The 13,598-nt window shown below is 45.2% G+C and carries 11 protein-coding genes and 1 pseudogene; 3 read left to right on the top strand and 9 right to left on the bottom strand.

Features of this window, described 5'->3' with window-relative positions; translation table 11 throughout:
• Nucleotides 1–372: 372 nt before the first annotated feature.
• From hemG to ACQEXR_RS16105, 3 genes are read right to left on the bottom strand one after another with little or no spacing between them, the layout of a single operon-like run.
• Complete coding sequence (hemG, locus tag ACQEXR_RS16115; RefSeq protein ID WP_426952822.1) at nucleotides 373–900, bottom strand: menaquinone-dependent protoporphyrinogen IX dehydrogenase; 528 nt, start codon at nucleotides 898–900, stop codon at nucleotides 373–375.
• A 9-nt stretch (nucleotides 901–909) separates the two neighbouring features.
• On the bottom strand, nucleotides 910–2,367 hold the full coding sequence (locus tag ACQEXR_RS16110) for a TrkH family potassium uptake protein (RefSeq protein ID WP_426952820.1): 1,458 nt from the start codon (nucleotides 2,365–2,367) through the stop codon (nucleotides 910–912).
• Between the two features lie 45 nt (nucleotides 2,368–2,412).
• Nucleotides 2,413–3,036, bottom strand: coding sequence for a YigZ family protein (locus tag ACQEXR_RS16105; RefSeq protein WP_138972887.1), 624 nt, complete (start codon nucleotides 3,034–3,036; stop codon nucleotides 2,413–2,415).
• Nucleotides 3,037–3,308: 272 nt separating this feature from the next.
• Between ACQEXR_RS16105 and fadB the strand changes: the two genes are divergently transcribed.
• Complete coding sequence (fadB, locus tag ACQEXR_RS16100) at nucleotides 3,309–5,480, top strand: fatty acid oxidation complex subunit alpha FadB (RefSeq protein WP_426952818.1); 2,172 nt, start codon at nucleotides 3,309–3,311, stop codon at nucleotides 5,478–5,480.
• Between the two features lie 14 nt (nucleotides 5,481–5,494).
• Complete coding sequence (gene fadA, locus ACQEXR_RS16095) at nucleotides 5,495–6,670, top strand: acetyl-CoA C-acyltransferase FadA (protein ID WP_138972885.1); 1,176 nt, start codon at nucleotides 5,495–5,497, stop codon at nucleotides 6,668–6,670.
• Nucleotides 6,671–6,722: 52 nt separating this feature from the next.
• On the opposite strand, the pseudogene punR reads toward fadA, so the two are convergent.
• Nucleotides 6,723–7,544 (bottom strand): annotated as a pseudogene (gene punR / locus ACQEXR_RS16090) (DNA-binding transcriptional activator PunR); the annotation flags it as partial.
• A gap of 91 nt (nucleotides 7,545–7,635) precedes the next feature.
• Nucleotides 7,636–8,412 carry a transporter substrate-binding domain-containing protein gene (locus ACQEXR_RS16085; RefSeq protein ID WP_331417307.1) on the bottom strand — a complete coding sequence of 259 codons (777 nt, stop codon included), beginning with the start codon at nucleotides 8,410–8,412 and terminating at the stop codon, nucleotides 7,636–7,638.
• A 93-nt stretch (nucleotides 8,413–8,505) separates the two neighbouring features.
• Here ACQEXR_RS16085 and ACQEXR_RS16080 point away from each other — a divergent pair, with 93 nt between their 5' ends.
• Nucleotides 8,506–9,246, top strand: coding sequence for an amino acid ABC transporter permease (locus ACQEXR_RS16080; RefSeq protein ID WP_427020732.1), 741 nt, complete (start codon nucleotides 8,506–8,508; stop codon nucleotides 9,244–9,246).
• A 62-nt stretch (nucleotides 9,247–9,308) separates the two neighbouring features.
• Here ACQEXR_RS16080 and glmU read toward each other — a convergent pair whose 3' ends face one another.
• From glmU to atpG, 4 genes are all read right to left on the bottom strand, one after another.
• On the bottom strand, nucleotides 9,309–10,670 hold the full coding sequence (glmU, locus tag ACQEXR_RS16075; RefSeq protein ID WP_331427139.1) for a bifunctional UDP-N-acetylglucosamine diphosphorylase/glucosamine-1-phosphate N-acetyltransferase GlmU: 1,362 nt from the start codon (nucleotides 10,668–10,670) through the stop codon (nucleotides 9,309–9,311).
• A 149-nt stretch (nucleotides 10,671–10,819) separates the two neighbouring features.
• On the bottom strand, nucleotides 10,820–11,242 hold the full coding sequence (locus ACQEXR_RS16070) for a F0F1 ATP synthase subunit epsilon (protein WP_006879261.1): 423 nt from the start codon (nucleotides 11,240–11,242) through the stop codon (nucleotides 10,820–10,822).
• A gap of 18 nt (nucleotides 11,243–11,260) precedes the next feature.
• Nucleotides 11,261–12,664 carry a F0F1 ATP synthase subunit beta gene (gene atpD, locus ACQEXR_RS16065; RefSeq protein ID WP_269378248.1) on the bottom strand — a complete coding sequence of 468 codons (1,404 nt, stop codon included), beginning with the start codon at nucleotides 12,662–12,664 and terminating at the stop codon, nucleotides 11,261–11,263.
• A 35-nt stretch (nucleotides 12,665–12,699) separates the two neighbouring features.
• A complete protein-coding gene (atpG, locus tag ACQEXR_RS16060) occupies nucleotides 12,700–13,566 on the bottom strand; it encodes a F0F1 ATP synthase subunit gamma (RefSeq protein WP_269378249.1) in 867 nt (288 codons plus the stop codon).
• Between the last annotated feature and the right edge of the window lie 32 nt (nucleotides 13,567–13,598).

Genomic DNA, 13,598 nt, shown 5'->3' with positions numbered 1-13,598 from the left:
TTTGAAGCCTAAGCTTCTAATTGGATTATCATCAACGAGTGCCCACACAGATTGATAGGTTTATATTGTTAAAGAGCGTTCCGACTGAGCTTTGAACTACGCGCTCAGCTCAAATCGGACGGCCATTTTAGCGAGTTAAAGTTTAGTGTCAACCACTTTTTTCAAACTTTTTTCAAGCGTTTCCACTTGGCTAAGTGACCTGCTAACTGGGCTTTCATTCTTTCGAAACCTTAGCTTCGAACAGTTCCCGTGTCAGCGAGGGGGCATTATAGAGATCGGAATAAACTTGGCAACCCCTTTTTTGTGTTTTTTCTGACTTTTTTGCTGTTCGATTAATTTTCGATCTAAAAGTGGTAAAAACCACCCTTTTGTTTACATATTTTTAAACTTATTGGCAAAAAGAGTGACCTTTTCCCAGTTAGTATATTCTACTTCCTTGCTGGTATCGGTTTCTCCACCTGTCATACTCATTATGAATTTAATCATGGTTCTATCAAACCAGTTGTAACGAGGGTAATAGAGCGCACCAGCAAACACACCAATTAACTCGGGTTGCCAGGAAGATTTCTTGAGAAACGTCTTTATATAAGCACTGCCTTCTGGCGTATCTTTACCTTGGTCTTCTTTTCTGGCGGTCAGGTTCACACAAAAAAAGGCAGCTCTACTCGATTGCAACGCCGGTAGGTTGCTCTCGATAAACTGGTATAGCTTCTTGTTAAGATGCCCATATCTTATCGATGCCCCTACTAGTACTCGCTCATACTGTTCAAAGTCGACACGTTCTGTCGTATGAAGGTCAACAAAGTCACATTCGTAGTCCGAGAGTTGCTCTCTTATATGATGAAAGATTTTTTTGGTTTGACCTTCACGAGTTGAGTAAAGGAATAATGCTTTGGCCACACTCTCTCCTTAGCTACGCCAGAAAGTAGGCGTAAGTAATATTAATAGGGTGAATACTTCTAAACGTCCAAATAGCATAGAGACAATCAGCACCCATTTGGCTTTATCATTCACATCTCCAAAGTGGAGCGCGACTTCTCCAAGACCAGGACCTAAGTTGTTCAATGTTGCAGCGACAGCGGAGAATGCGCTTAACTCGTCCATACCTGTCGCAATCAGCCCTAACATGCAGACGACAAACACTAGCGCGTATGCAGAGAAGAATCCCCATACAGCATCAACGACTCTTTGTGGCAGAGCGCTACCGCCAACCTTGATGGTATAGACTGCACGTGGGTGGACAAGACGTTTTAGCTCGCGAACCCCTTGGAGTGTTAGCAGAAGGATACGAATAACTTTCATGCCACCACCCGTTGAGCCCGCACAACCACCGATAAATGACGAAAAAAGAAGTAGTACTGGTAAAAATAGCGGCCAGTCCGCAAATCCTGTTGTTGTAAATCCAGCCGTGGTTGAGATAGAGACAGTCTGAAACAAGGCCTGATCAAACACATCATATATAGAGTCATAGGTGTGATGGTTCAATAAGATCAAGAAACACACGACAAACAGCAGTATTTGTATAAAGACAAAAGCTCTGAACTCGGGATCTTTCCAATAGTATTTAGGGTGTACACCACCAGATGCAAACGCAGCAAAGTGGAGGGAATAGTTACACGCAGAGATCAGTAAGAATACGACGGTAATCATATTGATCGCATAGCTATTGAAGTGCCCCATACTGGCGTCATGAGTAGAAAAACCACCAATAGCAATGGTAGAAAAACTATGACCTATCGCATCAAATGGTGTCATTCCGGCAAACCAAAATGCCGCAGCACAAGCGATGGTTAAACTCAAGTATATGTACCAGAGTGCTTTTGCCGTTTCTGCGATTCTTGGTGTCATTTTTGAATCTTTTACTGGGCCTGGAATTTCAGCTCGATAAAGCTGCATACCACCGATACCTAGCACAGGTAGAATCGCCACGGCTAATACGATGATACCCATCCCACCAAACCATTGGAGGAACTGACGATAGAATAGGATAGCTTTCGGCAGATCATCTAAGCCAACGATCACGGTAGCACCAGTCGTCGTCAGTGCAGAGAAGGATTCAAAAAAGGCATCCGTTACTGACACGTTGGGATTGTCAGCAATTAAGAATGGAATAGAACCTGCGCTACCGAGTACCGTCCAGAACAAGACGACTATCAAAAAACCATCACGAGCCTTTAATTCGTGTTTATGATGACGGTTAGGAAACCAACAAACAGCACCACAAAACAACAGTACAAAAAAAGTTGTGACAAAAGGAACACCTGCACCATCGCGATAGATCAGCGCGACTAACGCAGGAGCGAGCATAGTAATGCTGAAAAGGGCGAGAAGAAGCCCTACGATGCGGATAATTGATCGAAATTGCATGAATAGACTGATGTATGAAGCGTAGCTTCCGACTTCCTGATTATCTTATAATTTGTCCAAAGGCGTTATCTTTACCTTGGCAGCGCTTTTATTAATGATGGTTTGGGTAAAGTCCTTCACCTGACGAACTTCTATCTCGACCAGCATTTTAACCGATTCACTATATTCCGCGCTTACCTCTTGTGCTCCGAATTGCGGGAGAATAGATTGAGCGATCGGCATAAACCCATAGTCTAACTCTAGTAATAGCTCAGTGGTTATTTTTTTCTCAATAGTTTGAAGCAGCTTGAGAGCTTGTTGTACCCCACCACCATAAGCTTTTACTAATCCGCCTGTGCCCAACTTAATTCCTCCTGAATAACGCGTAACTACTGCGGTTATTTCACCAACGCCAGATCCAGACAGTTGAGCCAAGATTGGTTTCCCTGCCGTTCCTGACGGTTCACCATCATCACTAAACCCCCACTTCATCGAATCTTCGGGGCGACCAGCGACAAATCCCCAACAATTATGGCGTGCATCAGCATGTTTGGCTTTGATCTGCTCAACGAACGTTTTAGCGACTTCAATTGAAGGTGTGTGAGCAAGATAAGTAATAAAAACACTTTTCTTTATCTCTTCTTCGAATATGACGGCTTGTTCTGGGATTAAATAGGGTTGGTCATTCATGTCATCAGTTCATTTGAGATCGTCTCGCCAGTTTAGCATGAGAGCAATTTGAACGCCGCCTAAGATATGTTCAAGCGCACAATGTTAAACACTTGTTTAAAAAATGTATTGAATTTAGCCATTGGCGAGTCCAAACTAAAACAACTGGTCTAACCAGAATAAAAATAAAACCACTTTCCTTTATAGCGGCTCACTGAAAGCACACGAGTTATTTGTGCCGACTTTTAGCAGCTATACACGCAATCCAAGATTGTATGTCATGGAGATAGACAATGATTTACCAAGCCAAAAACCTACAGGTAAAGGAATTACAAGACGGAATCGCTGAACTGAGCTTCTGTGCTCCAGCTTCCGTCAACAAGCTCGACCTTGCCACTCTTGAATCACTGGATAAAGCACTAGACGCCTTGTATGCCCACAGCTCTCTAAAAGGCCTGCTACTGACCTCAGATAAAGAGGCATTTATTGTTGGTGCTGATATCACTGAATTTTTAGGTCTATTTGCTAAACCTGAAGCTGAACTCGATCAGTGGCTACAATTTGCAAACAGCATTTTCAACAAGCTTGAAGATCTACCTGTACCAACGCTATCAGTGCTTAAAGGCCACACGTTGGGTGGTGGATGTGAGTGTGTACTCGCTACCGATATCCGTATCGGTGATAAGACCACCAGCATAGGTTTGCCAGAAACAAGACTCGGCATCATGCCTGGTTTTGGTGGCTGTGTTCGTCTTCCTCGCGTTATCGGTGCTGACAGCGCTATGGAAGTGATTACTCAGGGTAAAGCTTGCCGAGCAGACGAAGCACTAAAAATAGGCTTGTTAGATGCCATTGTAGAAACTGACTCACTATATGAATCAGCGATTACGACACTGACGCAAGCGATCAATGAAAAGCTAGATTGGAAAGAGCGCCGTAAACAAAAAACCTCGGCTCTTTCATTGAGCAAGCTCGAGTCAATGATGAGCTTCACGATGGCAAAAGGTCTAGTCGCACAAAAAGCTGGGCCACATTATCCAGCACCAATGACGGCGGTGAAGACAATCGAAGAAGGCGCTCGCTTAGCTCGAAATGAAGCTCTGGATGTTGAGCGCCGCTACTTTGTTAAGCTGGCTAAGTCTGAAGAAGCAAAATCTCTGGTCGGGCTATTCCTCAACGATCAGTATATTAAAGGTATCGCGAAAAAAGCCGCTAAGTCAGCCAACAAAGATACCCAACGTGCGGCAGTGCTTGGGGCTGGCATCATGGGTGGTGGTATCGCTTATCAATCTGCGTTGAAAGGCGTGCCTGTCTTAATGAAAGACATCGCTCAACCATCACTCGACCTAGGTATGAATGAAGCCTCCAAACTATTGAATAAGAGTCTTTCACGTGGCCGCATCGATGGTTTCAAAATGGCGGGAATTCTTGCTTCAATCACGCCGAGCCTACATTACGCAGGGATCGAAAACTCTGACGTTATTGTTGAAGCGGTGGTAGAAAACCCTAAAGTGAAAGCGGCGGTGCTCAGTGAAGTGGAATCTTACGTCAACGATGACACAGTTATCACGTCAAACACTTCGACAATTCCAATCAATCTATTAGCGAAATCATTAAAACGTCCAGAAAACTTCTGTGGTATGCACTTCTTTAACCCAGTGCACAGAATGCCACTGGTTGAGATCATTCGCGGCGAGCATACCTCAGATGAAACCATCAACCGTGTCGTGGCTTATGCTGCGAAGATGGGTAAATCTCCAATTGTTGTTAATGACTGCCCTGGGTTCTTTGTTAACCGTGTTCTATTCCCATACTTTGGAGGCTTCAGCAAGCTCCTTAGTGACGGTGCAGACTTCACTAAAATTGACAAGATCATGGAACGTCAGTTTGGCTGGCCAATGGGCCCTGCATACTTACTTGATGTGGTTGGTATTGATACAGCTCACCATGCTCAAGCGGTTATGGCGCAAGGCTTCCCTGAAAGAATGGGGAAATCTGAGCGTGACGCGATTGATGCTCTGTTCGAAGCAGATAAATACGGCCAGAAAAACGGCAGCGGTTTCTACAGCTACAGTGTAGATAAACGCGGTAAGCCAAAGAAAACTTTCAGTGAAGATATCTTGCCTGTACTTGCTGATGTGTGCAGCGCGCCAAATGAGTTTGATGACCAGACCATTGTTGAACGTATGATGGTACCTATGATCAATGAAGTTGTTCTGTGTCTACAAGAAAACATCATTGCTTCACCACAAGAAGCCGATATGGCTTTAGTTTACGGACTAGGCTTCCCTCCGTTCCGTGGCGGTGTATTCCGCTACCTAGACAGCATCGGCATTGCTGAGTTTGTCGAAATGACCAAGAAGTATGCTGATCTAGGTGCAATGTATCAAGCTCCTCAGTTACTTATCGATATGGCAGCTAAGGGTGAAACTTTCTACGGCACTCAACAGCAAGGTTCAATCTAAGGAGAGATTCTCAAATGTCTATGCATAAAAGAAATGTTGTAATTGTAGATTGTCTACGCACTCCAATGGGTCGCTCTAAAGGTGGTGCTTTCCGTCATACTCGAGCTGAAGATCTCTCTGCACATCTAATGAAAGGAATTTTGGCGCGTAACCCTCAGGTTAACCCGAGCGAGATTGAAGATATTTACTGGGGTTGTGTACAACAAACTCTGGAGCAAGGTTTCAACGTTGCACGTAACGCCGCTCTACTAGCTGGGTTGCCGATTGAAATTGGTGCAGTCACAGTCAACCGCTTATGTGGTTCATCAATGCAAGCTTTGCACGATGGCGCGCGCGCTATCATGACGGGTGATGCAGAAATCTGCCTAATTGGTGGTGTCGAGCATATGGGCCACGTACCAATGAACCACGGCGTTGACTTCCACCCAGGTATGTCTAAGAACGTCGCCAAAGCCGCTGGTATGATGGGTTTAACAGCTGAAATGCTTGGTAAACTCCATGGTATTAGCCGAGAGCAGCAAGACGAGTTTGCAGCGCGTTCACATGCTCGTGCACACGCAGCAACCCTAGAAGGTCGTTTTAAGAATGAAATTCTACCAACTGAGGGACATGCCGCTGATGGTACTCTGTTTACTCTCGATCATGACGAGGTGATTCGTCCTGAAACATCGGTAGAAGGTCTCTCTCAACTTCGCCCTGTCTTTGATCCAGCCAACGGCACTGTGACCGCTGGTACTTCTTCTGCTCTATCAGACGGCGCTTCAGCAATGCTGATCATGAGCGAAGAGAAAGCGAACGAGTTGGGCTTAACGATCCGTGCACGCATCAAAGGTATGGCGATTGCAGGTTGCGATCCTTCGATTATGGGATACGGTCCTGTCCCTGCTACTCATAAAGCTCTCAAACGAGCAGGCTTAACGATTGAAGATATGGATGTCGTGGAACTGAACGAAGCGTTTGCAGCTCAGTCTCTTCCATGTGCGAAAGATCTCGGCTTGCTTGATGTGATGGATGAAAAAGTAAACCTTAACGGTGGTGCTATTGCACTTGGTCACCCACTAGGCTGTTCTGGCGCGCGTATTTCAACGACTCTGATCAACCTAATGGAAGCTAAAGACGCTAAGTATGGTCTAGCAACTATGTGTATCGGTCTTGGTCAAGGTATCGCTACTGTATTTGAGCGTCCGTAACATCAACCGAAAAGATCAAAACGCCAGCTGAAGCTGGCGTTTTTTTATTTGATCAATACTTCAACCAATCTTGGTGCAATTGGTTCGATGATCCTAAGTAATCGATCATCCATTGGATCAGCTTATGGTTATCATCTTTTCGCCATACAAGGCAGCACTGACTCAGGGGCTTTTCATCAGGCAATGTCTTCTCCACCAGCACACCTTCGTGGATTAACGGCATGGCGATATGACGAGGCATATAACCCACTCCGACGCCATTTTTCAAACATTCGATAGCACTGTACCAGTTAGGTAGCAATAAGCGACGCTGTTTAGGGTAATGCCCGGTATGACGCTTGGGTAACACGCTCGAAGTATCATCAAGACAAATTGCAGGGAACTGACTAACAAACTCCTCAGATAAGTATTGTTCCCTCACACAAGGATGGGCTGGAGACATAACAAACGCCCAATCAAGCACTCCCATATCTCTAACCTCAAAATCACCGCCAACTGGTATCGCAGACGTCGCACCAATCACAATATCTGCTCGCTCTTGGGCTATCGCCTCCCATGAACCATTAAACACTTCCATGTTGATTTGCAGTTCGGCAAATTCGAACTCTTGGTAAAAGCTTTCGACGAGCGGCTTCAGCTTATCGAGTTTGACTACGTTGTCTAAGGTTAACTTGAGTGTTGACTGCCAACCATGAGCAACTCGACGCGTTTGAGACTGAATCTCCGCCATCTGTCTAAGAAGCATACGCGCCTCAGCGATAAAGAGCTCCCCCGCGGGCGTGAGCTCTACTTTTCTCGGTAAACGGCGGAACAGAACAACATCTAGCTCCTGCTCTACTTGGCGAACACCATAACTAATCGCCGAAGGCACTTTACTACTCCCGATAATGCTCGAGTTGTGAGTGACGAGTAATCGATAACAAAAAGAAGCCGCTTCACTAAGCGGCTCTTTTTATAGTAAGTAGTTACAAACTTTTTAGGCCCCACTTTTCAGCAGTGCGCTTAAAGAAACCTTGTGTTTTTTTCAGTTCTACCCAGTGATTAATATAATTAATCCACACCTGGTCATTTTGAGGGAGTAGCATGGCGATTGGTGTCGGTTTACGTGGTTCTTTTACTGGTACAATCGCTAACTGTTGGAACTTTTCCACCAAGGTTGCCGCTTCCACATTTGAAGTCACAGAGACATCGGCTCGACGTGCCAATAGCTCCTGAAAATCCCTTGCCGGTGCTTCGATGACAATATGCTGCGCAGTTGGAAAGAACTCTTTGACCATCTTCTCTTGTACTGTGCCCAAGGTCGCCGCCACTTTCACGTCCGCTTTGTCAAAATCACTCCAATCAGAAAATTTCTCTAAATCTTTTTTCTGTACGACAGGAACAAAAGCCAGGTAAAAATATGGTTGACTGTAACCAGCGACTTTAGCTCGAGACATATTCAGTGAGGCACTCCCCGTGATATCATATTTATTGGCTGTAATACCGTTGACTAAGGTCTTCCAATCCGTAGCCACATACTCTATTTCCACGCCTAAATCTTTAGCCAATTCTGTCGTTACGTCGATATCAAATCCTCGATAACTGTTGGTCGCAGGATCTTTCATCGTCATTGGATTCCAATCGCCTGTGGTGCCAACCCGTAAAATCCCCTTATCAAGGATTTCCTGTAATCGACTTGTTTCCGCCATAACCTGACCAACAGACAATAAGCACATTCCAAGTGCTAAGATGTATTTCTTCATTATATTAATCCCTAAGTTTATTAAGCTTAACGTCGGTTCATTTGATAACATAGCAGCTACAAAGAAATATTATTAGTTAATACAAGGTGTAATGTGACTTCTCGTTATTTATCGATTGTTTCCGCTCTACTCCTAACCGGCTGCTCAGACTATCAATGGGGCTGGTATGTATTGGATCCAACAACGTCACAAGGTCAAACGAACCTCAAGTTTCTCGTCGCTGGATTTAGCGATACAATTCAGGTTTCGTTGCTCAGTATGTTGCTGGCGATGACCTTAGGCTTCTTAGTTTCATTACCGGCACTCTCTCCACTAAAGCCTCTAAGAATGCTCAATCGAGTCTACGTAGAATCGGTTCGCTCTATACCAGTGTTGGTACTACTGCTTTGGGTTTACTATGGAATGCCGACCTTGTTAGATGTCACTCTAAATCACTTCTGGGCGGGTGTTATCGCGCTTACTATTGCGGAAAGCGCATTTATGGCGGAAGTATTTAGAGGTGGGATTCAAGCGATAAATCGTGGACAACATGAAGCGGCCGAAGCGCTAGGGCTCAACTATTGGCAGAAAATGCGTTTCGTGATTCTTCCGCAAGCTTTTAGACAAATCCTACCTCCACTTGGCAATCAGTTCGTTTATATTCTCAAAATGAGTTCACTGGTCAGTGTTATTGGTCTTAGCGATTTAACTCGTCGTGCCAATGAACTGGTGGTTAATGAGTACTTACCTTTAGAAATATATACATTTCTGGTCATAGAATATTTAGTGCTGATACTGATTGTTTCACAAGCAGTCCGTTGGTTAGAAAAGCGCATTCAAGTGCCAAGTCATTAGTAGTTAGACAAACAAAAAAGCCGCTAAAAATAGCGGCTTTCACATTGAGTTAGCGGTATTGGTTATTTTTTCTTAACCGGACGTTGCCAACCAGAAATTTTACGTTCTTTAGCTCGAGTGATGACTAACTCGCCTTCTGACACATCTTTCGTCAACGTCGTTCCAGCACCAATCGTTGCACCATCTGCAATCGTTACAGGCGCCACCAGCTGACAGTCTGAACCCACAAACACATCATTACCGATAACTGTTTTGAATTTGTTTGCGCCATCGTAGTTACAAGTAATCACACCAGCACCGATATTTGTTCCCTGACCAATTTCAGCATCACCAAGGTACGTTAGGTGATTGGCTTTGGAACCTTCACCAATACGAGCGTTTTTCACTTCAACAAAGTTGCCAACGTGCGCATCGTTACGCAGTTCTGCACCTGGGCGCAAACGGGTAAATGGACCAACCGTACACTCTTCACCCACCGTTGCACCTTCAATCACACTGTAAGGGCGAACAATGGTGTTGTCGTCGATTTCACAATCTTTAAGGACACAACCCGCACCGATAATGACGTTATCACCCAGTGAGACGTTACCTTCGATAATGACGTTAGCATCGATTTCACAGTCCATACCACATTGCAGCTCACCACGCAGATCAAATCGTGCTGGGTCACGCAGCATAACACCCTGCTCTAACAACTTACGAGCTTGCATAGATTGGAAAGCTCGCTCCAAACGAGCCAACTGTGCACGATCATTCACCCCTTCAACTTCGATAGAGTTTACAGGATGAACAGCTTCAACTGCACGACCTTCATCATGCGCAGCAGCAATAACGTCTGTAAGGTAGTATTCACCCTGAGCGTTGTTATTATTTAGCCCAGATAACCAACGCTTAAGATCACCACCAGTTGCTACCATTACACCGGTATTGATCTCTTTAATTAGCTTCTGCTCTTCTGTTGCATCTTTCTGCTCAACAATCGCGACAACAGGACCGTTGCGACGAACAATTCGACCATACCCCATAGGGTTATCAAGCACGACCGTCAAAAGGGCAATACCTCCTGTTGGTTGAGCATCAAGTAGACTTTCAATGGTCTCTTCAGAGATAAGAGGGACATCACCGTAAAGAACTAAGATCTTTTCTTCATCTTCAAAGTGTGGAGAGGCTTGATCAACCGCATGCCCTGTCCCCAATTGCTCAGCTTGTAAGATCCAGTTAACTGACTCGCTTGCAAGCTCAGCCTGCATTTGATCGCCGCCATGGCCGTAAACCAAATGAATATTTTGCGCACCTAAACTGTTACAGGTATCTATAACGTGCTTGACCATTGGCTTACCAGCCAAGGTGTGCAGCACTTTAGGCTTATTAGAATACATGCGAGTACCTTTACCCGCTGCGAGAATGACCGCGCTAAATTTCATTGAGTTACCTGTTGGACGTTATTCTAAATCTGAGGGGTATTTTAGACACTAATCGGTAATTAGTTAATTGATTAGGAAAAATTTACGTTAAAAAATAAGCAAAAAGGCGGTCTTACGACCGCCTTTATCACTTAAAACAACGTTGTCGATTAACGACGCTGTTTTGTCAGCTCGATAACTCGTAGCTGAGCAATGGCTTTAGCCAGTTCACTGGCCGCTTGAGCGAAGTCCATATCGCCATGCTGGTTCTGGATATTCTCCTCAGCACGACGTTTCGCTTCTTCTGCCTTCGCTGCGTCTAGCTCTTCACCACGGATAGCGGTATCAGCCAGTACAGTCGCTGTACCAGGCTGAACTTCTACCATACCACCAGAAACATAAATAATTTCTTCGTGGCCGTGCTGTTTAACAATACGCACCATACCAGGCTTTATAGCGGTCAGCAGCGGTGTGTGGCCGTGGAAAATACCAAGCTCACCTTCGCTACCGGTCACCTGAAACGTTTCAACTAGGCCAGAGAAGATTTTCTTCTCTGCGCTAACAACGTCTAGGTGAAAGGTTATTGCTGCCATATCGCCTCCTAGTTAGCCTTATAGCTTCTTCGCATTCTCGATAGCATCGTCAATCGTACCGCAGTACATGAACGCTTGCTCTGGAATGTCATCGTAATCACCAGCTAGTAGACCTTTGAAGCCACGTAGAGTCTCTTTAAGAGGTACGTAAACACCTGGGTCGCCAGTAAATACTTCCGCTACGTGGTAAGGCTGAGTTAGGAAACGCTCAATCTTACGTGCACGAGATACAACTTGCTTATCTGATTCAGATAGCTCGTCCATACCTAGAATCGCAATGATATCCTTCAGCTCTTTGTAGCGCTGTAGGGTAGACTGAACGCCACGAGCGATGTCGTAGTGCTCTTGACCAACTACTAGCGGGTCTAGCTGACGAGAAGTCGAATCTAGTGGGTCGATCGCTGGGTATAGACCCATTGCAGCGATGTTACGGTTAAGTACAACCGTTGCATCTAAGTGCGCGAACGTTGTTGCTGGAGACGGGTCAGTCAAGTCATCCGCTGGTACGTATACTGCCTGTACAGACGTGATAGAACCTTGCTTAGTTGACGTGATACGCTCCTGAAGAACACCCATCTCTTCTGCTAGAGTAGGCTGGTAACCTACCGCAGAAGGCATACGGCCTAGAAGTGCTGATACCTCAGTACCTGCTAGCGTGTAACGGTAGATGTTATCAACGAACAGTAGAACGTCACGACCTTCGTCACGGAAACGCTCTGCCATTGTTAGACCAGTCAGTGCAACACGTAGACGGTTGCCTGGTGGCTCGTTCATCTGGCCGTAAACCATCGCTACTTTTGATTCTTCTGGCTTCTCAACGTTTACAACGCCGGCTTCCTGCATTTCGAAGTAGAAGTCGTTACCCTCACGAGTACGCTCACCTACACCTGCGAATACAGATAGACCTGAGTGTTGTAGTGCGATGTTGTTGATAAGTTCCATCATGTTAACGGTCTTACCTACACCAGCACCACCGAATAGACCAATTTTACCACCCTTAGCGAATGGACAAACTAGGTCGATTACTTTAACGCCAGTTTCTAGTAGAGCAGTCTCGTTAGATTGCTCTTCGTAGCTTGGTGCTTCACGGTGAATAGAGTAAGACTCTTCTGCACCGATTTCACCACGCTCGTCAATCGCATCACCAAGTACGTTCATGATACGACCTAGGGTCTTAGTACCTACTGGTACTGAAATTGGAGCGCCAGTGTTTACAACTTCAACTCCACGACGTAAACCATCAGAGCTACCCATAACGATACAACGAACTACGCCACCGCCTAGCTGTTGTTGAACCTCAAGAACTAGACGCTCTTTTGATTCAGTAACGTTTAGAGCGTCATATACACTAGGTACTTCGCTCTGTGGGAACTCTACGTCGACTACCGCACCGATGATCTGTACGATCTTACCTGTAGCCATCGTTAATCCTCTAAACTATTTCGTTTTACCTATGCTTAAACCGCAGCTGCACCACCAACGATTTCAGACAGTTCTTGTGTAATCGCAGCCTGACGGGCTTTGTTGTACACAAGTTCTAAGTCTTCAATCAGGTTTGTTGCATTATCGGTTGCAGCCTTCATTGCAATCATTCGAGCCGCTTGCTCACAAGCAAGGTTCTCAACAACACCTTGGTATACCTGAGACTCTACGTAACGCACTAGAAGTGTATCGAGTAGAGGTTTTGGTTCAGGCTCATAGATGTAGTCCCATGAATGCTCACGCTGCATCTCTTTGCTGTCTGATTTAGGCAAAGGTAGCAATTGATCGATCGTTGGTTGTTGAACCATGGTGTTCACAAACTTGTTGAAAACAACATACAGACGGTCCAATTCACCTTCATCGTATTTCTTTAGCATTACGCTTACAGAACCAATTAAGTCTTCTAGGCTAGGTTGATCACCTAGGCCTGAAACTTGAGCAGCTACTTTAGCGCCACTGTTGTTGAAAAAGGATGTCGCTTTAGAACCAACAAGTGCTAGTTCAACTTCAGCACCTTTCTCTTTCCAAGCCTGCATATCGGTGATTGCTTTCTTGAACACGTTAATGTTCAAACCACCACACAGGCCACGGTCTGTAGAAACGATGATGTAACCAACTCGCTTCGCTTCGCGCTCTTCTAGGTACGGATGACGGTACTCTAGATTCGCGTTTGCTACGTGACCGATCACTTTACGCATTGTTTCAGCGTATGGACGAGAAGCTTCCATTGCGTCTTGACAACGACGCATTTTTGAAGCTGCTACCATTTCCATCGCTTTCGTAATTTTCTGCGTGCTTTTAACACTACCGATTTTATTACGTATCTCTTTTGCGCCGGCCATCGTTACTCTCCATTAGTTGGTGGCAGAGACTG

This window comes from Vibrio sp. TRT 2004 (assembly GCF_050113735.1).
Taxonomy (GTDB): Bacteria; Pseudomonadota; Gammaproteobacteria; order Enterobacterales; family Vibrionaceae; genus Vibrio.
Note: the sequence above shows the minus strand (reverse complement) of the source record. Positions and strands in the feature narration are given on the sequence as shown.